This window comes from Collinsella sp. CLA-ER-H3 (assembly GCF_040092425.1).
GTDB lineage: Bacteria > Actinomycetota > Coriobacteriia > Coriobacteriales > Coriobacteriaceae > Collinsella.
The window spans coordinates 206,928-230,809 of record NZ_JBBNLP010000004.1; the positions used below are offsets into that span (position 1 = coordinate 206,928).

The window sequence follows — 23,882 nt, forward strand, 5'->3', positions numbered from 1 at the left end:
GACGAGCCGGTCTCCTCTCTCCCGGCAGCCTGAGCCCATCCAATCAGGGTGTCCCACGAGACGTCCGAACTTGCTACAATGTCTGCGGCGCGGAACCAGCCTCCCGCGCCGCTTTTCTTTTTTGGCCACATGCCACCAAGGAGAACCTCCCCATGCACAACAAGCGCGTGCTCGTCGCCATGAGTGGCGGCGTCGATTCCAGCGTGACCGCGTATCTGCTCAAGCGCCAGGGCTACGAATGCGTCGGTGCCACCATGCGCCTCACCTGCCCCGCGCCCGATCCTGCAACGGGTATGAGCAAAGTCGACCGCGACATCGCCGATGCAAAGGCCGTCGCCGAGCGCCTGGGGATACCCCACCATGTGCTCGACCTGCAGCAGACCTTCGACCGCAATGTTATCGAGCGATTTGTGACTGCCTATCAGGAGGGTTTGACGCCCAACCCGTGCATCATCTGCAACCGCCACATTAAGTTTGGCGCGCTGCTCGATGCGGCGCTGGACATGGGCTGCGACTACGTCGCCACAGGTCACTACGCCAAAACGAGTCAGGCATCCGACGGCACCTGGCGGCTGCACCGCGGCGAGGACCCTAAAAAGGACCAGAGTTACTTTTTGTATTCGCTCACGCAAGAGCGCCTGGCACGCACAATCTTTCCGCTGGCAGGCTTGGACAAAGAGCGCGACGTGCGCCGGATTGCCGCCGAGCAGGGCTTTGCCAACGCCAAGAAGGCCGAAAGCGAGGATATCTGCTTTATTCCAGACGGTGACTACGCGGGCTATATCGAGCGCCGCTGCGGACATCCCGCTGCACCGGGCGACATCGTATGGCGCGATGGCAGCGTGGTCGGGCGCCACAACGGCGCGCTGCGCTATACCATCGGCCAGCGCAAGGGCCTGGGCGTCGCGATGGCGCATCCCGTGTATGTGGCGGGCGTCGACGCCGCTAACAACACCGTGCATCTGGGCGAGGCCGAGGACCTGACCGCCGCTGCCCTCACGGCCGATGAGTGGATCTGGAGCGCGCCGGACGCACGCATGGAGGCCGAGCTGGATGCCGGCGGCATTCGCGTAGGTGCCAAGTACCGCTACCGTCAGAAAGACCAGGCAGCGACCCTTACGCGTGACGAAGACGGGCAAATGCTGCTAACTTTTGACGAGCCGCAACGAGCCATCGCCCCCGGCCAGGCCGTCGTCGTCTACCGCGGCGACGTCGTCCTGGGCGGCGGCACGGTGACCGGCGCACTTAAGTAGCCCCATCCCCTTCATAAATTGCGGTGAAATAGGGACTGTTTAAGCGTTTAAAACCGCCAAACAGTCCCTATTTCACCGCAACTTAGAGAGGACGGCCTCGGTCGGTACTGCCGTATCAGCCGAGGCCGCTGCATCGCTAGCGTTGTACGTAGGCGCGGACCAGCTCGTAGGTATTGCGCACGCCGTCGATGTGGCTGCGCTCGTAGTTGTGGCTCGCGTACACGCCGGGGCCGATCAGGCCGTGACGGATGTCGTAGCCGGCCGAGAGCGTGGCCTCAACGTCCGAGCCGTAGTGCGGATACACATCGATGGCGTAATCGAGCTCCAGCTCGCGCGCGATGTTGGACAGCGTGGTTACCAGGTCGTAGTTGTACGGACCGCCCGAATCCTTGGCGCAAATCGACACCATGCGCTCGGTGCAGCCCAGGTCGTCGCCCACGCAGCCCATGTCAACGCTGATCATCTCGCGCGTGTCGGCCGGCACGAAAGCACCGCCGTGGCCGACCTCCTCGTACACGGTAAAGAGCAGCGACACCTTGCGCGAAAGCGACACCTCGCCGTCAGCAACAGCGCGGGCCAGACCCAGCAGAATCGACGCCGACAGCTTGTCATCCAGGAAGCGGCTCTTGATGTAGCCGCTCTCCGTCACCGTGGTACGCGGATCCATAGCGATGATGTCGCCGGTCTGAATGCCCAGCTCAAGCACATCGTCCTTGCTGTCGACATTCTCATCGAGCAGGATTTCCATGTTCTTCTCGATGGTCTTGACCGGCTCGTCGGCCACATGCGCCGAAGGCTCGGTATTGAGGACCACGCCCGTGTAGACATTGCCGTCGCGCGTGTAGACGGTGCAGTTCTCGCCATCGGCCGTAGACCACTGATGCCCGCCGAGCGTCGTGGGGCGCAGGCGACCATTGTCCTTAATGGAACGCACCATGGCGCCCAGGGTATCGACATGGCTCGCCAGTACGAGCGGCTCACCCTCGCCACCAAGCTCAACGAGCACGTTACCCTTATTGGAACGCTCAGGCCCAAACCCCATATCGCGCAGGGTCTCCATCAGATAATCAGTCGCCGCACGGGTATAGCCCGTCGGCGAAGCAATAGAAGTCAGTGTCTTAAGCTGTCCCGCGATATAGGAGAGCGTCTCCTCTAGAGAAGCATCGATTACAGAAGCCATGTGCATCCTTCCAAGCAAAACTAAGACCGAGTCCCGATTTTAACCGTTCTGCACGCGCAAGGCCTGGGAGCCGAGCCACCTCCAGACGTCCTCGCGCCGATTTTGCGCACGCGCACGGCTTACAATCCCAATCTTGCATAAATCCTATCGGTATCTGCATAGAAATGAGGAGTCTTTTTGCTTCGTCTCAGGGTACCCCACCTTGGGCCGTGCAAAAAACGGAGTATTCAGCACCGTGGGCCCCAACGGCCCCATCACGAACGACAAAACGACGTGGTTACAGCAGTGTTGCAGGTCGTCGCAAAGCAAAAACTCAGTAACAACCCCCTCCACTCATCGATAGCCCGCCCACAATGGCTGTCGATGGGCGCCTGCGGGCCACTACGGGCCATTCAAAACGTTATGCATTTTTAAGAGCTTGCTGAATACTCCCAAAAATGCACGCTGGGAAGTGCACCACCTATCCGCAGCGGGCAGTACGCCTTGGTTTTGTCCGTCTCAGGGCATCGACGCAGCACAAAAAGCCCCGCCGTGCGTAGCACGGCGGGGCCAGCGGCACGTCAAAAGACCATACACCTACGGGCGAAGGACCACCAAACTGGGCTAGGCAGCCGGGCAAATCTTCTTGAAGAGCTCGATGACGTCGTCGAGCGTCGCCTCGCGCGGGTTGCCCGGGAAGCAGGCGTCGGCCATGGCGTCCTTGGCCAAGACCTCGATCTCGTCGGCCTTCATGGCCTCGCAGACGTGCGGGATGTTCACATCGGCAGAGAGCTGCTTGACGGCGGCGATAGCGGCGTCGGCAGCCTCGTCGGTGCTCATACCCGTGGTGTCAACGCCCATGGCAACGGCAACCTTGGCCAGGCGCTCGGCGCAAACCGGCTTGTTGAACTCCATGGCGATCGGCAGCAGCATGGCGCAAGCGACGCCGTGCGGGGTGTCGTAGTGAGCGGACAGGGTGTGAGCCATGGCGTGGTCGATGCCCAGGCCAACGTTGGAGAAGCCCATGCCGGCGACATACTGGCCAAGAGCCATGCCCTCGCGGCCGGAGCCGGGCTGGCCGGACTTGGCCTCGGCGACGGAGTCGCGCAGGTTCTCGCTGATCAGCTTAATAGCCTCAAAGTGGAACATGTCGGAGAGCTCCCAAGCGCCCTTGGTAGTGTAGCCCTCGATGGCGTGGGTCAGAGCGTCCATGCCGGTGGAGGCGGTCAGGCCGGCGGGCATGGAAGCCATCATGTCGGGGTCGACGACGGCGACCTCGGGGGCGTCGTTGGTGTCGACGCACACGAACTTGCGGACCTTCTCGGGGTCGGTGATGACGTAGTTGATGGTCACCTCGGCAGCGGTACCGGCGGTCGTCGGCACGGCGATGGTGAACACGGCATGGTTCTTGGTGGGAGCAACGCCCTCGAGGCTGCGGACATCGGCGAACTCAGGGTTGTTGATGATGATGCCGATGGCCTTGGCGGTGTCCATGGAAGAGCCGCCACCGATGGTCACGATAGCGTCAGCCTCGGCGGCCTTGAAGGCCTCGACGCCGTCCTTGACGTTCTGGATGGTGGGGTTGGGCTTGATCTCGGAGTAGAGGCTCCAAGCGATGCCGGCGGCGTCGAGCTCGTCGGTCACCTTAGCGGTAACGCCAAACTTGACCAGGTCGGGATCAGAGCAGACGAAGATCTTCTTGTAGCCGCGACGCTGGAGCTCGCCGGGGATCTCCTTGATGGCGCCGGAACCATGATAAGAGATGGTATTGAGAACGAAACGATTAGCCATTGATAGCCTCCTATCGTGTGCGGGGCACCCATTACGCCCCGCGCTATGAGTCCCATCCTAACGCTTTTGAAACAAAAAACACGCGAGAACATCAAAAGTGTTAAAGCGTTTCAACATATGATGAAAAATAATGCGGCGAAGGGACAGCCCCTTTGCCGCATTCGGTTACTTTCGGCAGCCCTCTTTCCAAGCCTCGGCCGCAACCTTCCAGCGTAAGCGCAAGTCGCGCTCGCGGTCGATGAACATGATGGCAAACGCGACAAACAGCAGCAAGCTCGCCACGACGATGGCGTGCAGGCCCATGCGCTCAATGCACCAGTTGCCCAACACGGCGCCAAACACAAAGGTAAAGATCACGCCAAAGTACAGCAGGCCGTTTTCCAAAAAGCCGCGTCTGTGGGTGATGATGTAGTCGTCCACGTTTTGCAAGGCATTACGGAGGTTGCCGATACACATGGTCGTGGCGATGCCGTGACCGTGGATCTTGCGGAAGCTCTCGACCTGCATGCCGCAGGCAAACGAGGTGAGACAGTTGGCGAGCAGGTTGTAACCGCCACCCGGGATAAAGCTCACGCCCAGCAAGATGACGGCTTCAAAGAACACCGTCACTTGGCGCCAGTGAATCACGCTGCCAAACCGTTCGTGTACCAGGTCGGCAAGCATAATGCCCACAGCAAACGACACCACAGGGAAGAAGTAGCGCCCCGCAAGTGCCCAATTGCCCTCCGAGATGCTCACGCCCACGAGCAAGATGTTGCCCGTCTGCGCGTTAGCGAAAACATGGTCGCGCCCAATGTACGAATAAACGTCCATAAAGCCACCGGCGAGCGCCAAGATGATGCCCAGCTCAATAGACTCCGATATCTGTTTGGCACGCTGCATCGTCGTGCATCCTCCTTGTTGACGACTCTCTCGTGCGTTGGCGGAGACATAGCCGCCGTTCATACTGTAACCCATTGACAACATGGCGTGCGCGCGAGACGGGTTCTCCAACGCGCAGATACACAGTCTGGAAACAAACGGCAGACGCGGCACCGACACCCGCATCGACGCGCCGATCCACCAGCTCGTGTACTCCACCAGTCTTTTTAGCCCCGTCCTAAAAAGACTGGTTACAATTACGTGCAGCATACAGACACCGGGAGGGATCGTGGCAAAAAAGCCTCAGCACGCTCAGAACAACCAGCGCAGTCAGCAGGGCAAACAGGGCCAGCAGCAAAAACGTGGCGGCAAGGCCCAGGGCGGCCACGCCACTCATACCCCGGCAGCACCTGTCCGTCCCTGGCGTCCAGGCCGCGATAAGTTCCTCCCCGTCAGCCGCTCCGATATGGATGCGCGCGGCTGGGACCAGTGCGACTTTGTCTACATCTGCGGCGACGCCTACGTGGACCATCCCAGTTTTGGTATGGCCATCATCAGCCGCGTCCTCGACGCGCACGGCTACAAGGTGGGTATCATCTGCCAGCCCGACTGGACCGACCCCGCCAGTATCACCGTGCTCGGCGAGCCGCGCCTGGGCTTTCTCGTCAGCGCCGGCAACATGGACTCCATGGTCAACCACTATTCGGTGACCAAGCACCGCCGCCACACCGATGCCTATACCCCCGGCGGCGAGGAGGGGCGCCGTCCCAACCGAGCCGTCACGGTCTACGGCAACCTCATCCGCCAGACGTTCAAGGACGCTCCCATCATCATCGGCGGCATCGAGGCAAGCCTGCGCCGCCTGGCCCACTACGACTACTGGCAGGACAAGCTCAAGCGCTCGGTACTGCTCGACTCGGGCGCCGACATCCTCATCTACGGCATGGGCGAGCATGCGATCGTCGAGATCGCCGACGCGCTCGATGCCGGACTGCCTGTCGATCAGATCACCTACGTCAACGGTACCGTCTACCGCACGGGTTCGCTCGACGAGGTCTACGACTACGACCTGCTGCCCAGCTGGGACGACCTTGCCGCTGACAAGCTCAACTACGCGCGCAGCTTTAATGTGCAGCAGCAGAACATGGACCCCATCACCGGGCATCGTCTGGTAGAGCCCTACCCCAACAGCGTCTATGTGGTGCAGAACCCGCCATCGGCAACACTCACCACAGACGAGATGGACGAGGTTGCCGAACTCCCCTACGCACGCGATTGGCATCCCGACTACGACGCAACGGGCGGCGTGCCGGCCTTTGCCGAAATCAAATTTTCCATTAGCTCCAACCGCGGCTGTTTTGGCGAGTGCTCGTTTTGCGCCCTCACCTTCCACCAGGGCCGCGTACTGCAGATGCGCAGCCACGACTCGATCATGCGCGAGGCCGAGCTGCTCACGCACGATCCCGAGTTTAAGGGCTACATCAACGACGTGGGTGGACCGACGGCCAACTTTAGCCGTCCGGCCTGCGACAAGCAGCTCAAGCACGGCGTGTGCAAGAACAAGCGCTGTCTGTGGCCGAGTGTGTGCAAGAACATGGTGGTCGACGAGAGCGGCTACACGCAGCTGCTGCGCGATCTGCGCCAGCTGCCGGGCGTCAAGAAGGTCTTCGTCCGCAGCGGCATACGCTTTGACTACACCATGGCCGACGCCTCGGACGAGTTTTTGCGCGAGCTGCTGGAGCATCACGTCTCGGGCCAGCTGCGCGTAGCACCCGAGCACGTGAGCGACGCGGTGCTGTCCGTGATGGGCAAACCGAGCCGCGCCGTCTACGACGCGTTCTGCCGTAAATTTGAACGCTTGAACCGCGAATACGGACTCAAGCAGTACGTAGTGCCATACCTAATCTCGAGCCACCCCGGTTCAACGATGAAGGAAGCTGTGGACCTGGCCGAGGCCGTACGCGACATGGGCTACATGCCCGAACAGGTGCAGGACTTCTACCCCACACCGTCCACCATGTCGACCTGCATGTACTACACCGGCGTGGACCCACGCACCATGGAGCCGATCTATGTGGCGCGCGACCCGCACGAAAAGGCCATGCAGCGTGCGCTCATCCAGTATCGCAAACCCGAGAACTACAAGCTGGTACGCGAGGCGCTGGAAAAAGCCGGACGTCGTGACCTGATCGGCTACACCAAACACTGTCTAATCCGCCCCGTGCCGCCGCGCCCGGGCGAGACGTCTGCTGGCGGTGGGCATGGCACCGGCAAGAAGGGCGGCAAGGCCCACGGCGGTGCTGGCGGCAAGGGACCCAAAGGCAGCAAGGGGCACGGCGGCATGTCGCGTGCACAGAACACTGCCGGGCGTAATCGCGCGGCCCAGGGGCGTCAGGGCGCCAACGGAGGCGGGCGTCGCAACTAGGGCAGCGGTGCTGTCGCTATGCCCGTCTCGCATGCGTGACGCAGTGAGCGCATCGTCTCCACGAGGATGATGCCGGCTATGGTGACCGTGATTACCACGTCGAGCGGTGTGTTCACAAACCACAACAGACCCATCAGGTATGACCCGGCATTAAAGGCAAAGTGCAGCAGAATCGTATAGCGAAGCTTTCCGGTGGTCACGAGCACCCAACCAAAAATGATGCCCGCGGCACCCGCATAGCAGCCCTGCACCCAGTTCATGTGCATAAAACCGAAGATTGCCGCCTGCAGCACGATTGCCGCGGCGATACCCCGCGCGCTCGGGGCCGCCCAGGGTACCATGGCGCCGTCCTGCGCGCTCGCACGACGCCGCCGCTTCCAAAGTGGGCGACATTGGGGGTTAAACGCTCGTAGCGAAAACTCAAAAACAATGCCGCGCACCAGCAACTCCTCGCAAAACGGAGCGCCGAGCACCGTGGTCAGGACGGCAAGAAGGTTGGTATCGCCCATACCCGTTTCCTCGACGAGCTCGCTATAGTCTGCCGCAACCTCGGGCAGCAGCGACAGCACGCCGTCGCATAGGTAGCTAATGACCACCTGCATGGATAGGCCGATCACGACAACGCATGCGATGCGCTTCCATGCAGCATTTACTCCCCCGCCGAGCGGGCGCTCACCTTGCCGGCGCGCCATGAAGGAGCGGGGCCACAGATAGCGCCACCACAGCAGCGCCATCAAAAACGACGCCGTCTGAGCGGCGGCCTGAAACCATTGAATATCGAGGTTGTCGATCGGGAAAGCCGTCAGCACCGACACGGCATCGAGAACAGAAAACAGAGCCACGCTCAGGGCTATATCGGCAGCGACAACACCAAAACAGGCAAGCGCCCAAACCAGCGCATTGAGCATGCTAACCTCCTCAAAACCCGGCACTTAGGGACGTTCCTTAACTGCCGGCAGAAAAGGAACGTCCCTAAGTGCCGGCAGTTTGGGACAGTCATTGTTGATGAGAATCGGGCGAAATGCCAAAGGCCCCGTTGGGCGAGATGTCGAACGGGAAGGTGCCGCAGCGATTGAACGCGGCGATAAACATGCGGATGGCGTTGGACGGCGTGGTGCCCACGAGCTGGGTTGCCGCCGCGAAGGCTGCCTTCTCCTCGGGCAAGACCTTCGCGACTACGGGGGTCATGTGTTCTGCCATGGCGCTTCCTTTTTGAAACGACGGTAGTGCGGATAGATGCGGGCCACGCGGCTGGGCGACGGGCTGTGAAGGCAACCCGATTGGCCCGCATCCGGAGTTTGTTTCTGCGGCGTTGGTATTACTTGGTATCCCTAAGTATTACCCCTCAGATAGAATACCACACCCGACCCCATGGGGACGGAGGAAAACGAATCATTTTGTTGCTGAGTTAGTATTTAGAGCGTGATGATATCCGAGATATCGAGGGCCTGAGCATCGGCGGTGTCGTGCGTGGCAAGCAGGAGCATGCGGCCGTCGAGCAAGTCGAGCACAGCGTCGGCCGTCACATCGCGCGCGGCGGCATCCAGGCCGGTAAAGGGCTCGTCAAGAATCACCGCGCCGCCCGGGCACAGCAGGGCTCGAGCGATCTCGACGCGACGGCGCTGCCCGCCCGAAAGCTCGGCCACGCGCGCATGCACGTCGATTCCCGGCACCAACCGGCGCAGCAAGGCCGCAGCGCTCGAAGCACTCACGCGCGCGTCGGCGCACACCAGCACGTTATCCAGGGCAGAAGCATCCTCGACCAGGCGCACATCCTGAAACACCATGGAGCACGGCGCGCACTCCCCCGCCGCAAGGGCAAGGAGCGTCGACTTGCCCACACCCGAGGCGCCCATCACACAGATACGCCCACCCGCGGGCACGTTGAGCACCAGCCCGTCGAGCGCCGGCGCCCAGGGCGCGCGATCGCCCACGGCAAGCGCAAGCTCCGCCGCAGCGCCATCGCTCGCAGCCCCCGCACGGCCGCGCAATCCATGCCCATGCGACCGCACCGCCGCACGCCACGCCGCAGGCCCCGAAGCCCGCAGCAGCCACACCAGCACGCGCTCGCATGCCCACGATGCCGCCACGACCAACACGGTCCACGCCAGCAGATCAGCCGTCTCAATCAAAAGCTTTGCCTGATAGATGCGCTCACCCACGGTGTCCGTCGCCATGCCGATCAGCTCCGCCGCCACGCCGGCCTTCCAGCTCATGCCGATCACGGCGCGGGCGCACGAAAGCACAAACGGCAGGACTTCGCGCCAGGTGTGGGCGAAGAGCAGTCGCCAGCCCCGCACGCCATGCAGGCGAAACATCTGCTCCAGCGGCTTATCCACTTGTGCCAAGCCCTCGACCAGCGAGAAATATACGCCCGGCAGCGCCATCAATAAGACCGCGGCGATGCTCACGCGCGCCGACCCCAGCCAAATGAGCAGCAGGACCACCACGCAGGCAACCGGCGTCGCCTTTACAAACGAAAGCGCCGGCGCCACCAAGCGTGCAAACGCCCGCGAGCGTGACGAAATTCCGGCCAGCAAACCACCGCACACCGCGGCAAGCGCCAAACCGCCTAGAATCCGCGCACCCGAGCCCGCCAGAATCGCCCACGTGCTAGCATCGCATACCAGCCGCAGCAACGCCACCGCAACAGCGCCCGGCCCCGGCAAAATCAACGGCTGCGCCACGAGACCCGCCACCAGCACCCACACGGCAAGCCAAAAGGCGGCGACGGCACCACCTGCCGCCACCGCCTTCATACGCTCTGTCATTTGTCGAGCAAACGCACGCACGGGCTACTCCATGTAGTAGAAATCATCGGCCGGGAGCTTGCCGCCCACGGCACTCGCGCCCGCGTCGGACAGCACCTGCAGATACCCGCTAAGTGCCGCCTTCATATCCCTGCCCGTCTGGCAGACAAGCATGCACCCGGGAATCGCCTTCTCGGCAATCTTGGCGTTGTCCACGATGCCGGCATCGACCACGGCCTGCGCCCAGTCTGCCGGCGCCGCATTGACAGCCTTAACGCTCGCCGCATGGCAGCTCAAGAACTCCGCCACGGCCTCGGGATGTTCCTCGGCAAAGGCTCGGCGCACCACGGTCACACCCGTCAGCAAGCGCGAGCCCGTGTCACCCGCCAGCTCATCCCACACATCGGTCAGACTTACCGGCGCCGACAGTTTGCCTTCGCTCTTTGCGATGGCAGCGGTCTTGAACGGCTCGGGCAGCACGCCCACGGCAGACGGATCGGCAAGCAGCGCCGACAGCACCTCGGTGGGCTCGCTCTTAAACTCAAGCGCCACCTGGCCGGTCAGGCCCGCGCGCTCCAGCAGGTAGTTCATGACGTACTCCGGCGTGGTGCCCTTGCCTGTCATGTAGACGGTACGACCCGCCAGATCGCCAAACGAGGTAACGTCCGCGTCGCCCGTCACAACGTTCAGCACGCCCAGCGTGTTGATGTCGATGACCTGCACCGCGCCCTCGGTCTTGTTGTAGAGCACGCTCGCCACGTTGGCGGGCACCAGGGCAATGTCGACATCGCCTTGAATGACCTTGGGCACAATCTCGTCGGCGGCAGTGTTGATCGCAAAGTCGAACTCGTTGTCCGTCTCGTCATCGGCAGCCTGGTCCATAAACTGCACCAGGCCAATCGAGGTCGGTCCCTTGAGCGATGCGACGTGCACCTCAACCGGCTCGGCAGCGGCACCGTCAGCGGCGGACCCGGCAGCCGACCCCGCCCCCGCAGCTCCGCCGCCGCAGCCAGCCAGCGCGAGCGACAACGCGCCCACGGCGAGCGCCGAGGCAAACCCCCGGCGCGTCATCTCAACATTAAACGCGCGCATCGCTAGCACGCCCCCTCGTTAGGCATCGTCCATGCGTGATGGTCGGTATACAGCAACTCCTCGGCCAGCGGCGAAAGCGGCGCTCCCAAGAACTCGCGATAGCACGCCTGGACATCGGGATTCTCGTGCGAGAAGCGAATCTCGGCGTTCGCATCGAGCCCCCACAGCACCTGGCCACGCTCGGCCGCCAGCTCGCAGCCGTCATGGATGGGCTGACCGCCGCCACCGACGCAGCCGCCCGGGCACGCCATAACCTCAACGAAGTCATAGCCCACACGGCCGTCGCGAATCGCATCGAGCAGGCGGGCGGCGTTGCCCAGCCCGTGTGCCACGGCGACGCGCACCTTGGTGCCATCGATATCGGCCGCGGCTTCCTTCCAGCCGTCCAGTCCACGCACGTCGGTAAAGAAATCCGCATCGGGGTTCTTACCCGTCACTAGGTAATATGCCGAGCGCACGGCGGCCTCCATCACGCCGCCCGTGGCGCCAAAGATCACACCCGCGCCCGTGCCAAAGCCCAGCGGCGTATCGAGCGGCTCCTCGACCAGCGTGTCGACGCTCACGTGGCTCGCACGGATCATGCGCACCATCTCGCGCACCGTCAGTGCAACGTCCACATCGGGCGTGCCGTCCTCGCCCACCATGCTCGGCAGCGCGCACTCGGCCTTCTTGGCCGTGCACGGCATAACGGACACCACGAACAGGCGCTCGGACTCCACGCCCAGCACCTTGGCGTAGTAGGTCTTGGCAATAGCGCCGAACATCTGCTGCGGCGACTTGGACGTGGACAGGCTGTCGACAAACTCCGGATAGCGCGCCTTCACAAAGCGCACCCAGCCCGGGCAGCAGCTCGTAAACATGGGCCAGCCGCGGCTGTCGCCCTCGCCCTTGGCGGCGGCGCCCAGGCGCTCGATCAGTTCGGATCCCTCCTCCATAATGGTGAGGTCGGCCGAGAAATCGGTGTCGAACACGTACTCAAAGCCCACGCGGCGCAGCGCGCAGGCCAGGCGCTCAACGGTGGCCTCCTCGCGAGATATGCCGAGTTCCTCGCCCCAGGCGCTGCGCACGGCCGGCGCGATCTGCACCAGCACGATCTTGTCGGGATTAGCGAGCGCGTCAAACACGGTCTCGGTATCGTCGCGCTCGCGCAGGGCGCCCGTCGGACAATGTGTAATGCACTGGCCGCACGCGACGCAATCGGTCTTGCCGATCGGTGCGCGCCCGCGGGTACCCACGGCGGTATGCGTGGCGCGGTTGGTCAGGTCCCAAATCCCTAGGCCCTGCACGCTCTCGCACACCTTGATGCAGCGCATGCATTTAATGCACTTGTCGTTTTCGCGGATGATGGGAAAATCGAAATCCCAGCCCTCGCCCGCCAAATGCCTTTGATACGGCAGATAGAAAATGCCAAGGTCGTTGGCGATGGTCTGCAGGTTGCAGTTGCCGCTGCGCACACAGCTCGCACAGCGCGAGTCGTGCTGGGACAGCAGCAGCTGCACGTTGGTGCGACGGGCCTCGCGGGCCTTGGGGCTGTTGGTATGGACCACCATGCCGTCGAGCACGTAGTTGTTGCAGGCGGCAACCAGCTGGTCGCAGCCCTCGACCTCGACCACGCACACGCGGCAACCGCCGATCTCGTTCAGATCGCGCAGGTAGCACAGGGTGGGAATCTGGATGCCGACGGACTTGGCCGCATCCAGGATCGTGGTGTGCTCGGGCACCACGACCTCGCAATTATCGATCGTGAGCTTGACCATGTTGAGTGCTCCGCTTTCGGTGTTGTCGCTGACAGTGGTTTTGTTGGGCTCTACCATTCCAGGTTCCTCCCTCCGCGGAACGCGCCAAAGCCAAAGTGGTCGCAACGCAGGCAGCGGCTTGCCTCCTGGCGTGCCTCCTCCTCGGTAAGGCCCTGCTCGACCAGATTCCAATCGTGGATGCGCTCGCCGGCTTCGCGCTCGCCCAGCTCGCAGCGGCCGCACTCGTGCTTGCCCTTAAACTGCACGGTCGGCAGCTCAACGTCGAGCTTGATCTTGTGGTCAAAGCCCAGATAGCGGTCGATATTTGCCGAAGCAACGCGGCCGGCGTTGATGGCACGGATGACGGTGGCGGGGCCGGTCTGGCAGTCACCGCCGCTAAAGAGGCCATCGAAGTTAGGCACGGCGCCATCCGAATCGGTGACGACGCGACCCCACTTGCAGGCGATGCCCATGTCCTCAAACGGCTTGGAATCGATGTCCTGGCCAATGGCCACAAACACGCGCTCGCAGGGAATGACGCGCTCGGGCGTGGCGGCGACACGCGGGGCCGGACGCCCACGACGGGGCTCGCCGATGATCTGCGGCTGCACGCGCAGGCCACTCACGCGACCTTCCTCGCCCGTCTCGATAGCGAGCGGGGCGGTCAACTCCAGTACCTCGCAGCCCTCGGCCTGGGCGCCGGCGATCTCGGCGTCCTGGGCCGTCATGTCGCAGATGCGACGGCGGTAGACGATGCTCACCTTTTCGGCACCGCAGCGCACGGCGGAGCGCGCCACGTCCATGGCCACGTTGCCGCCGCCGATGACGCACACGCGCTGGCCGCTCAGGTCGGGCAGCTCGTCGTCGCCGATGGCGCGCAGCATCTTGACGGCCGACTCCACGCCGAGCGCTTCCTCGCCCGGAAGGCCGAGCTTCTTATCGCTGTGGGCGCCAATGGCCAGGTAGACGGCATCGAACTCGTCGCGCAGGCGGGCAAGTTCCTCGCCGTTGACGGAGTGATCGAGCTCAACGTCGATGCCGGCGCTCAAGATCCAGTCGGTCTCGGTCTGCAGGCGCTCGCGCGGCAGACGATAGCTGGGGATGCCGTAGCGCAGCATGCCGCCCAGGTGGTGGCGCTGCTCCAAGATGGTCACCTTGTGGCCCATCACGGCCAGGTAGTAAGCGCAAGAAAGACCGGCCGGGCCGCCGCCGATCACGGCGACGCGCTTCCCGGTGTTGTCCACCACATGCGGCTTGTGGTCGTTGAGGTCGCTATGCTCAACGGCAAAACGCTTGAGGGCGAGGATGTTCATGGGGTCGTCGACCATGCCACGGCGGCAGTGCATCTCGCAGGGATGCTCGCACACCAGGCCGCAGACGAGCGGCAGCGGATTGTTCTTGCGGATGACCTTGACGGCGTCGGCATAGCGGCCGGCCTCGACCAGCGAAATGTACCCGGGAATGTCGACGTGCGCCGGGCAGCCCGAAACGCACGGGACGCGGGCCTCGCGGTCAAAGCCGCAGGAGTGCTCGCGAATGTGGTGCTCAAAATCGTCGCGGAAGCCGCGAATGGCCGTGAGTGCCATGGCGCCAGCTTCGTAGCCGATGGCGCAGTCGCTCGAAAGGTAGATGGTGCGGGCGGTGCGCTCAATCAAGTTGAGCGTGGACTCGTCGGCGCGGCCCTCGAGCACATCGGCGAGCAGGTCGCTCAGCGCGCTCAGGCCCACGCGGCAGGGCGTGCACTTGCCGCAGCTCTGGGTGGAGCACAGATTGACGAGCGCTGCCGTAAACTCAACGGGGCACGGGGCGAGCGAACTCACCGCCAGACGACGTCCGAGCGCATCGTGCAGGTCGTCCATGACGGCCTGAGCGTGGCTGCGTTCCATTACGTGTAGTCGAGCCATAAGATCCCCTCTCACATGGCAGCCCGGAGGCGAGGCCGGGCGAAGTTGCTACACGCACAACACTGACCTAAAAAGTTGTTAGGTCTCCACGCAGTTCGGCAGGCGGTATGAAATGTCACCCTCGGCGGTGAAATAGAACATTACCGCAGATAAATGCCATATTTGATAAAACGCGTTACCAAATGACAATGCCCCGCCCACGCAATCACGTGGACGGGGCATTGCTCCAGGTATGCGGCCAGCGACCCTGTTGCTTTTACTTAAGCTCGGGCCAGTAGCCCTTGTTGGCCTCGATCATGTCGTCGAGAACCTCCTTGGCGACCTTCATCGAAGGCACGGTCTTGTTCAGCGTAAAGGCCTTGAGCGCCTTCTCGTAAGAACCCTCGATCGTAGCCTCGACCACGAGCTTCTCGGAGTTCAGCTGCTGCATCATGAGGCCCTGCTGGAACAGAGGAATGTTGTCGCGGCTGATGACCTCGGGGCCATTCTTGCCAATGTAGGCAGGCAGCTCGACCATAGCGTCGTAGGGCATGTTGGGGATAGCGCCCTTGTTCTCGCAAATGACCAGGAAGCGCTGCTTGGTGTCGTTCTTCAGAGCGATAGCCAGATCGGCAATCCAGTCGCCGTGGCTGCCCGCATAGAACGTGCTCTCGTCGATCTCGCCCGTCTTCTCGTAGTGGTCGATGCCGTCGAAGAGGTTCTTCTCACGCGTCTCCTCAACCTCGTTAGCACGGGTGCGCTCGGGGTTGGAATGCTCGACGAACTCCTTCTGCTGCAGGTAGTAGTTCAGATACGTGTTGGGCAGGTACTCCGGGAAGCACTCCATGATCTCGTACTCGCCCTTCCAGACGTAGTACCAGCTGCCCTTGGTGTGGCGGTTCTGCTCGGGGTGCTCGTCAGTGGCCTCCTCGGGCTTCTTTGCCATGAGCGAGCCCATGCCCTTGAGGTAGGAGTCGGGCAGCAGAATCTCATGCTCCTTGATGTACTCGCGCAGCTGCGGGAGCACCTCCTCGCCCTTGTGGCGGATCGAGGTGAACCAACCAAAGTGGTTGAGGCCAAAGTAATCGTACTCGACATCCTTCTTGTCGATATCGAGTGCGGCGCAAACCACGTCGATGATCGCGATCGGCATGTCGCAGATGTTGATGATGCGAGCGTTGGGACGCAGCACGCGGCAGCCCTCGGACACGATGGCAGCAGGGTTGGAGTAGTTGAGAATCCAGTAGTCCTTCTTGGCGTACTTCTCAACGTCATCGATCAGCTCGACCATGGGGAAGATGGTGCGCATGCCGTAGGCAAGGCCGCCGCAGCCGCAGGTCTCCTGACCCACGCAACCGTGGCGCAGCGGAATCTTCTCGTCCTGCTCGCGCATGGCGTAGCCGCCCACGCGCATCTGGGCAAACACGAAGCTCGCGTCGGTAAAAGCCGTCTTTTTGTCGGTGGTCACCGTAAGCTTGATGTCCAGGCCAAGGTCCTCGTGCAAAATCCAGTCCACGAGCACGCCGATCTTGCGCTGACGCTCCTCGTTGATGTCGTACAGACGAATCTCGTCAACGTCGAGCTCGTCCTTGCGCAGGGCGATGGACTTGACGATGCCGGGGGTAAAGGTGGATCCGCCACCACACAGAGTAATGATCATTGTTTACTGCTCCTTCTCAATTGCGTTTTCGACCTTGTCGCGCATCTCGGCGACCTTCATGCCAAAGATGATCTGGATATTGTTGCCGTTGCGGTTGATGCCGCTGTTGGGCACGTGGTTGATGAGGTTCTCATCGATGAGGTCCGGGTTCTTAACGTTCACGCGAAGACGCGTAAAGCAGTTCTCGAGCTCCTCGATGTTGTCCTTGCCGCCAAGACCTGCGACCAGGTCGGCAATACCTGCATCGACGCCCTCTGCGGGAGCTGCGGCAACAGCGCCCTGCTTCACCGCGACAGACGCGGCGGCCTCGCCCTCGGCAACGGACTCGGCGAGCTCGGACTCCTCCTCGCGGCCAGGCGTGTGGAGGTTGAGCTTCTTAATAAGGAAGGTGAAGAGGAAGAAGTACAGAGCGGCGTTGACGACTCCAAGCACCAGCATAACCGGCCAGTTGGTCTTGTCGACACCGAGGACCAGGTTGGAAACCACGATGTTGATGATACCGCCTGCAGTCGAAGCGGGCACGGAGAGGACCTTGAGCAGAACCAGGAAGATGCCGGAAAGAACCGAGTGAACGACAAAGAGCACGGGAGCGGCAAAGACAAAGAGGAAGTCCATGGGCTCGGTGACACAGGAGAGCACGGCGGTGATGATCAGCGGGATGATAACGGCCTTGGTCTTATCCTTGTTCCCCTTGTAAGCGGTGAAGATAAAGGCGAGACCGATACCGATGTAGGGCCACAGGTTGTTGAAGGTGTAGCTGTTGAAGTAGGTGCTATCGGAGAAGGGCTGGCCCGTCATTGCCATCTCGGCGACACGGATGGGATAGGCGCCGGCGATAACCTGATCACCCAGCGTCAGGGTGCCACCCACATCGGAAAACTGGAACGGAGTGTAGATGAGGTGGTGCAGACCGGTGGGAACGAGCAGCTTGTTGAGCATGCCGTAGATAAACAGACCGATGTTGCCCGACTCCTTAATGATGCCGGCAACGGAGGAGATGGCGCCCTGAACCGGAGGCCAAACGATGCAGAAGCCAGCGCCCATGATCCAGGAGATGATGATCATGATCAGGAACGGAAAACGAACGCCCGAGAACATCGAAAGGGCAATGGGGAACTGCTTGTTCGAGTACTTGTTGAACACGGCACCGGTGATGCAACCAAGAATGATGCCGCCAAACACGCCGGTATCGAGCACCTGAATGCCCATAACGGTGCTCTGGCCGGTTCCGGTAAGGCCGAGCATGCCGCTCGCTTCGGCAAGAGAGCCGGTGGCGTTGAGCACGATGTTGTTAGCCTGCAGGAACAGGAAGAACGACATCAGGGCGATCAGCGAAGCATGGCCCTTGTTCTTCTTTGCCATGGCGCCGGCGATGCCCACGCAGAACAGAATCGAGAGGTTGTTGATGATAAACATCAGCGACTGATAGACAACGGCGCCCACAAGCTGGAACGGACCGGAGCCCAGCACAGGGATCACGGCGCAGATGGTCTTGTTGGTCAGAATAATGCCCACGATGAGCAGAATGCCGGCAACCGAGAGATACATCATCGGCTGAACGATTGACTTCGCGAACACCCCCAACGGCGCTTTGAAATTGAACTTCTTTTTTGCGGTCATAGCGGTACTCCCCTTCCTTTTCCGCAAATTAAGACAGATGTGCCCTGGACAAGGCCATAAGCCCTGCCTTATATCAATCGATGTGTGGGCACGTTATGCCTAGAGACCAGGTTCTCCAAGCAGGTTAACAATGTGGTAAGCGAGATAACTCTTCTCGGCATTGGTAACGACAACGTTATAGGTAGACGACAAGTGGGCGGCTATGGCGTCCGCGCACGAGGATGCGCACGGGTACACCGTTTCATCGATTCGGAACAGCGCGTCACCATTGATTTGCCCGGCCGCAGGATCGAGCGCTCGCTGCGCGAAAAACTGCAGGTGACGAACGAAACGTTCGTAAGGCAGCGAGGTGTCATCGAGGGTCGTGGCATAGCGCTCGGAAACAATCGCGAGCACGTCGCGAACAAGCTGGACCGAGATGATGAGACGGTCGGAGCGTTGCGGCATGGTGGCGTTGACGATATGCAGCGTAATAAAACCCTGCTCTTCTTCGCTCATCTGGAAGCCCATATACTCCTTGACAATCTGCAGCGCACGGCCCGCAAGCGCATACTCCTTGCGATAGAACTGCTGGATCTCGAGCAGCAACGGATTCTCGCAGGAGACGCCCTTGCGCTCGCGCTCCAAAGCAAGGCTGATATGGTCTGCAAGAGCAATGAGAATCTTGTCGTTGACATCAACATTGAGCTCTCGACGGAGCATCTGAACAATGTCCTCGGCAATCACGAGGTTGACGGTGGGAATGGACTCCAAAAGATGTGCCAAGCGGTCAATCGTACGCGAATCCTGAGAAGTGCCCTCCTGCAGCGCATAGGTCTTTTCGACCGATGCTTCATCGATAGCGTCGCCGGCATGACGGCCAAAGCAGAGGCCTCGACCGATGACAATGAGCTCGGAGCCATCGTCCGAAGTGACCATTGCGACGTTATTGTTGAAAACTCGCTTGATAACCACGGTACCCACCAAAAGAATTTACTCGGAAAGCCAGACGACAGGCTCTTTAACAGCAACAGGGCCGGAAGCGTGCTCACGAAGAGTCGAGTTCTCCGAACGCTCGCATACAATAACGAAGACCGTGGGATCGAAGCCGGCGGCGCGGACCGCGTCAAAATCGACCTCAACGAGGGGCTGGCCCGCGTCGACATGGTCACCCTGGGCAACAAGCGCATGGAAGCCCTTGCCCTCAAGTTTAACAGTGTCGATTCCGATATGCAGCATCACCTGAGCAGAGCTGTCGTCGGACATGATGCCCAGTGCATGCTCGGTCGGGAACAGCGCCGCGACGGTACCGGAAACAGGAGCGCACACCGTTCCCTCTTGGGGAACCACGGCAACGCCATCGCCCACGGCACGGCTGCTAAAAGCGGGGTCATTGGTTTTTTCCAGATGAACAAGCTCGCCGGAAACGGGAGCGAGGATTTCGAACTCGGAAGATGCAGTCGCCTGCTTGTCCGAGCCGCCCATAAGGCGAGAAAAGAAACCCATGGTGGCATGTCCCTTCATAAATATAGCCCAACCAAAATCAAGCGAATGCGTCCATAGAGACACATCCGTTCAAAGACTTTGGTTAGGCCCACGTCCGAGGGACTCGGTAACCTTCCGCATTTCTTTTTACGGGAGCTATTGTAGACAAGCCCAAAGCCAGAATAATCATTATGACCGGTGAACGGTATTTATTCTCCGATAAACGGTATTTAAGCGGCACTTAGGGACGTTCCTTTTCTGCCGGCACCCAGGGGCGCTCCTCACTCTGGTGCATTGGGGACAGGTTTGTTTGCACCAGGTTGGTGCAGATTAACCTGGCCCCAATGCACCAATTTCGTATGCGCTAGACAAAGAGCTCGCATTCCTTCCGCACGACGCAAACCTTGCTCAGCATCTGAGAAACAGCGGATAGCTTGTTGGGATCAAGCTTACGAGCGCCTCGCGGGCATACGGCAATGCAGCGCATGCAGGAGATGCACGCCTCGCCAGCTGCTCGTTTGGGGTCACCCTTGTCGATAGCACAAACGGGGCACGCCGCGGCGCATGCACCGCAGGAGACGCAATCCTCTGTTGCCTCAGGTGCCATGCGGTGACCTCTGGCTTGTTTATAAGGACGATTGCCGGGAATAGAGGGCTCGGATGTATCCTCAGCCAACAGCTTTTGCTGAATTTGCTGCGCAAACTCTGCGAGCTGCGCCGCATCCTGCGCATCCGGACGACCGGCAGCAAACTGTCGCGCAATGGAATGTTCTGCAATGGCTGCAACTGCCGCGATTACCCGGAATCCCGCATGCTTCGCAACGTCCTCCAGCTCTACGAGCGTGTCCTCAAACGCGCGGTTTCCATAGACGCACACCAGAACGACCCGCGCTCCGTTGCCGTGAACCATGTTCAGTCGGTCGACCGCCACGGCAGGGACTCTGCCGGCATACGCTGGCACGGAGATAACAGCCACGTCGTCCTTCGTCATCGAGACCTCGTGGAAATCCAACCCGCTATCGGTCAGATCGACGGTAACGGTCTTTTTGTCCAGCGCTCCAGCCACAAGGCCAGACACCTTCTGCGTTCCACCCGTCGGACTAAACACAATTTCGAATACGCTCATCTAGACACCCTCCCCCTACGCCTGGCAACGCGTCAAGCCGTTTTCACATCCAGCCAGAGTATACGGCACGTAGGGTCCCCGTTTTAATGCACCAAGCACCCCAATGCACCCACCCTACGCTGTCTGCCTCTTCGTTTTGTATAAATTACGGTACAGATTGTATATATTTACGGGATACCGCCGTGTTCTCCTGAGGTACCCCATCCTGGCCCGTGCAAAAAACGGAGTATTCTGCAACGTGACCGCGCCAGCACCGCCGCGGGCGGGCAAAACTGTAGGGCGCTGCGTCATTTAGGGTTCCGACATAGCGAGAATGACGTACCTTTGCTTCGAAAAACGGCGAAATCTAACTCAAAACGCTCATAGGGGGTATCTGAAGGCCACCGTTGGCAATACCGAATCGTATGCAGCCAGCTAGAGCTGCTGAATACTCCAAAAAATGCACGGCACACCCCATGGGACCCATTGCCGCATGGCAGGAAACAGGCCCACGGCATCCTCTAGATGCATTCCCGAGGAAATCACATTTGAACTAGCGATCGGATACGGCAAACAAAAAGGGCCCCGAGCGTAGTTGCTCAGGGCCCTTGGTTCACCTCGCTCTAGTGGGCGACGCGTATGTTACTTGCGCTTGCCGCCGCCGTCACCGGGACGACGGGAGCTGCCGCCGCGCTTGCCGCCACGGCTGTTGCCATAGCTGCCACGGTTATCGCGACCGCCGGCGCGGCCGCCGCGGGAGCCGGCCTGGTTGCCGCCACGCCCGCCACGATAGCCGCCACGACGCTCCTCGCGGGTATCGTCGTAGTTGCGCCAGTCATCGCGACGATCGCGGCTGGCACGCGGATCACGACGATCGCGCGACTCGTTAGAACGGCCAGCGCCGCTGCGGCCGCCATTGCCGCGAGCACCCTCGCGACGCTCGCCGCCGCGGCTACCGCGCTCTTCAAAGCACTTGCCGCCACGGGACTCACCGCCACGGGCACCTCGCTCACCGCGACCCTCGCCGCCACGGCGCTCATTGCGCCCGCCGCGCTCGCCATCGCGACCGGAACGACGACGGTCGCCCGCACCGCGTTTGCCGCCACGCGAACCGCGGCCCTCGTCCTCGCGCTCAACACGGCGACGACCTCCACGGTCCTCGTCCTCACGACGACGGCGGTGTGCCTCGCCCTGGAACTGCTTGGCACGGCGCTCGGCACGGTTGCCGCGCGGGCCCTGCTCAACAGCACCAGCGCGCTCCTCGGCAGCCACCTCGCGAGCCACGCTCTCCACAGCCTCGTCCACGCGAGCCTGAACGCCCTCGCGCACGCGGGTCTTGCCGCCGCGCTTAGGACGGCTCGGACGCTCGCCGTCGCCGCGACGCTCGTCACGACCGCGGTTGGAACGACCGGCCACATCACCGTAATCGTCGCCGTTGCGCTTGCCGTCGCGACGCGCCTGCTCAAGCTTCTTCTTGCTCTTGGACTTGCCGCGCTTGGTCTTCTTCTTCGCCTTAAAGGCCGCAGGGTCGCGCTCGGGGTCAACCGCGGGCGGATTAGGACCCACATTCAGGTCGCCGGCCTCGTAGATGTCGGCGGTCTTGTCCATGAGCTTCTCGATCTCGTAGAACTCGTCGACGTCCTGCTCGGTCACAAACGTGATGGCCCAGCCCAGCTCGCCGGCGCGGCCCGTACGGCCAATACGGTGGATGTAGTCGGTCGGCTCGGCCGGCACGTCAAAGTTCACGACGTAGCGCACATCGCTGATGTCGATGCCGCGGGCAAGCACGTCGGTCGCCACCAGCACGTCGACGGTGCCATCACGGAAGGCAGAAAGCGCGCGCTCGCGCTGGGCCTGGCTGCGGTTGCCGTGAATCGCGGCGGCCTTGATGCCCTTACGCTCCAGACGACGGCAGCAGCTGTCGGCGCGGTGCTTGGTGCGCATAAAGACGATAGTGCGCTCCGGGCCTTCCTTTTTGAGGAACTCGGGCAGCAGGTTGTTCTTGGCCTCGATGGACACCGGGAACACAAACTGGTCGACAGTGTCGGCGGTCGACGTGGCAGGCGCGATCTCCACGCGGGCCGGGTCGCTCACCAGGTCGGTGATCTCGCCCACGGCCTCCTCGTCGAGCGTCGCCGAGAACAGCAGCGTCTGGCGCTCGGCCGGCGTCTCGCGCACAATGCGGCGGACGGCGGGCAAAAAGCCCATGTCGAGCATGCGATCGGCCTCATCGAGCACCAGCACCTTGACCTCGTCCAGGTGGCAGGCACCCTGCTCGATCAGATCGACCAGACGGCCCGGCGTGGCGACCAGGATGTCGCAACCGTACTTGAGGGCAGCGGTCTGGGGCTTGTAGCTCACGCCGCCCACGACGGTCACGGCAACATGGCCGGTGACGTCGGCGATTTTGCTCGCGACCTCGTCGATCTGCTGGGCAAGCTCGCGCGTAGGGGTGATGACGAGCATCACGGGGCCACGGCCGTTGCCCTCGGGCTTCTTGGCACCGCGACGGCGGTTGCGGCCGCCGCGCTCACGCACGGGTTTGGGCGGAGCAATGTGCTCCAGGTTGTTCATGGTCGGCAGCAAGAAGGCGGCCGTCTTGCCGGTGCCGGTCTGAGCGGCGGCAAGCAGGTCGCGACCCTCGAGCACCACGGGGATGGAGCCGGCCTGAACGGGCGTGGGCGCCGTGTAGCCCAGATTCTCGATAGCACGGAGCATCTCGTCCGAAAGCCCCAGCTCGTCAAAGGCGGGCAGGCTCTCGGTAGCGGACTCGACGGCTTGGGCGGCATTGGCCTCATCGGCAGCATCGAAGGCAGCCTGGGTCATGGCCTCGCGGGTCTCGTCCAGAATCTCGGCGTCGGTGACGTCGGATACAGAATTACGCATATGTTGTTGTTCCTTATCTGCACGCGCAATGGGCACGGCATGCGGCCGCGCGGGCGTGCTTGGTAGTGCGCTAATACATACAAAAACGGGTGCGCACAGAGAGGACGTTGCTCAGCACGCTGGCGATCGCTTTGGCAGCCCTATCACGCGCCGTCCAGACGCAGCAGCACTAAGCGATGGAGCAGATTCGCCGCGGG

Annotated in this window: 17 protein-coding genes; 2 read left to right on the plus strand and 15 right to left on the minus strand. The window is 61.7% G+C overall.

The features are described 5' to 3' along the window. The first annotated feature begins 29 nt into the window (after nucleotides 1-29). Nucleotides 30-1,253 (plus strand): tRNA 2-thiouridine(34) synthase MnmA, encoded by a 1,224-nt coding sequence (gene mnmA / locus AAAX32_RS04980; RefSeq protein WP_349100197.1) that lies wholly within the window; start codon nucleotides 30-32, stop codon nucleotides 1,251-1,253. 136 nt (nucleotides 1,254-1,389) lie between these two features. Here the strand turns inward: mnmA and AAAX32_RS04985 are convergent, their stop codons facing one another. The 3 genes from AAAX32_RS04985 to AAAX32_RS04995 form a co-directional block, all read right to left on the minus strand. Then, nucleotides 1,390-2,433, minus strand: coding sequence for a M42 family metallopeptidase (locus AAAX32_RS04985; protein WP_250787427.1), 1,044 nt, complete (start codon nucleotides 2,431-2,433; stop codon nucleotides 1,390-1,392). 603 nt (nucleotides 2,434-3,036) lie between these two features. Continuing rightward, the gene (gene fucO, locus AAAX32_RS04990; RefSeq protein WP_022094861.1) at nucleotides 3,037-4,203 is read right to left on the minus strand and encodes a lactaldehyde reductase; all 1,167 of its coding nucleotides are present in this window, start codon (nucleotides 4,201-4,203) and stop codon (nucleotides 3,037-3,039) included. A 165-nt stretch (nucleotides 4,204-4,368) separates the two neighbouring features. Then, the gene (locus AAAX32_RS04995) at nucleotides 4,369-5,085 is read right to left on the minus strand and encodes a YoaK family protein (RefSeq protein ID WP_118377270.1); all 717 of its coding nucleotides are present in this window, start codon (nucleotides 5,083-5,085) and stop codon (nucleotides 4,369-4,371) included. A gap of 268 nt (nucleotides 5,086-5,353) precedes the next feature. Here AAAX32_RS04995 and AAAX32_RS05000 point away from each other — a divergent pair, with 268 nt between their 5' ends. Beyond that, the gene (locus tag AAAX32_RS05000; protein ID WP_349100166.1) at nucleotides 5,354-7,489 is read left to right on the plus strand and encodes a YgiQ family radical SAM protein; all 2,136 of its coding nucleotides are present in this window, start codon (nucleotides 5,354-5,356) and stop codon (nucleotides 7,487-7,489) included. Here the strand turns inward: AAAX32_RS05000 and AAAX32_RS05005 are convergent. The 12 genes from AAAX32_RS05005 to AAAX32_RS05060 all read right to left on the minus strand — a co-directional run bounded on the left by AAAX32_RS05005 (nucleotide 7,486) and on the right by AAAX32_RS05060 (nucleotide 23,685). Further along, entirely contained in the window at nucleotides 7,486-8,397 is a 912-nt protein-coding gene (locus AAAX32_RS05005) for a type II CAAX endopeptidase family protein (protein ID WP_349100167.1), read from the minus strand. The genes AAAX32_RS05000 and AAAX32_RS05005 overlap by 4 nt on opposite strands. Nucleotides 8,398-8,485: 88 nt before the next feature. After that, nucleotides 8,486-8,689, minus strand: a complete 204-nt coding sequence (locus tag AAAX32_RS05010; protein ID WP_117637355.1) for a hypothetical protein — start codon at nucleotides 8,687-8,689, stop codon at nucleotides 8,486-8,488. Nucleotides 8,690-8,904: 215 nt separating this feature from the next. Continuing rightward, nucleotides 8,905-10,281, minus strand: coding sequence for an ATP-binding cassette domain-containing protein (locus AAAX32_RS05015; protein WP_349100168.1), 1,377 nt, complete (start codon nucleotides 10,279-10,281; stop codon nucleotides 8,905-8,907). A gap of 3 nt (nucleotides 10,282-10,284) precedes the next feature. Then, nucleotides 10,285-11,331, minus strand: coding sequence for an ABC transporter substrate-binding protein (locus AAAX32_RS05020; protein ID WP_349100169.1), 1,047 nt, complete (start codon nucleotides 11,329-11,331; stop codon nucleotides 10,285-10,287). 2 nt (nucleotides 11,332-11,333) lie between these two features. Beyond that, on the minus strand, nucleotides 11,334-13,088 hold the full coding sequence (locus tag AAAX32_RS05025) for a [FeFe] hydrogenase, group A (RefSeq protein WP_349100198.1): 1,755 nt from the start codon (nucleotides 13,086-13,088) through the stop codon (nucleotides 11,334-11,336). A 50-nt stretch (nucleotides 13,089-13,138) separates the two neighbouring features. Next, the gene (locus tag AAAX32_RS05030; RefSeq protein ID WP_349100170.1) at nucleotides 13,139-14,971 is read right to left on the minus strand and encodes an NAD(P)-binding protein; all 1,833 of its coding nucleotides are present in this window, start codon (nucleotides 14,969-14,971) and stop codon (nucleotides 13,139-13,141) included. 256 nt (nucleotides 14,972-15,227) lie between these two features. Continuing rightward, nucleotides 15,228-16,610, minus strand: coding sequence for a 6-phospho-alpha-glucosidase (locus tag AAAX32_RS05035; protein ID WP_117655571.1), 1,383 nt, complete (start codon nucleotides 16,608-16,610; stop codon nucleotides 15,228-15,230). Between the two features lie 3 nt (nucleotides 16,611-16,613). Then, on the minus strand, nucleotides 16,614-18,230 hold the full coding sequence (locus tag AAAX32_RS05040; RefSeq protein ID WP_349100171.1) for a PTS transporter subunit EIIC: 1,617 nt from the start codon (nucleotides 18,228-18,230) through the stop codon (nucleotides 16,614-16,616). A 99-nt stretch (nucleotides 18,231-18,329) separates the two neighbouring features. Beyond that, nucleotides 18,330-19,184: a PRD domain-containing protein gene (locus AAAX32_RS05045; protein WP_349100172.1), complete on the minus strand. Its 855-nt coding sequence runs from the start codon at nucleotides 19,182-19,184 to the stop codon at nucleotides 18,330-18,332. Between the two features lie 18 nt (nucleotides 19,185-19,202). Next, nucleotides 19,203-19,715, minus strand: a complete 513-nt coding sequence (locus AAAX32_RS05050) for a PTS glucose transporter subunit IIA (RefSeq protein ID WP_349100173.1) — start codon at nucleotides 19,713-19,715, stop codon at nucleotides 19,203-19,205. A 343-nt stretch (nucleotides 19,716-20,058) separates the two neighbouring features. Continuing rightward, entirely contained in the window at nucleotides 20,059-20,820 is a 762-nt protein-coding gene (locus tag AAAX32_RS05055) for a 4Fe-4S dicluster domain-containing protein (protein ID WP_349100174.1), read from the minus strand. A gap of 621 nt (nucleotides 20,821-21,441) precedes the next feature. Continuing rightward, entirely contained in the window at nucleotides 21,442-23,685 is a 2,244-nt protein-coding gene (locus tag AAAX32_RS05060) for a DEAD/DEAH box helicase (protein WP_349100175.1), read from the minus strand. Nucleotides 23,686-23,882: the final 197 nt, after the last annotated feature.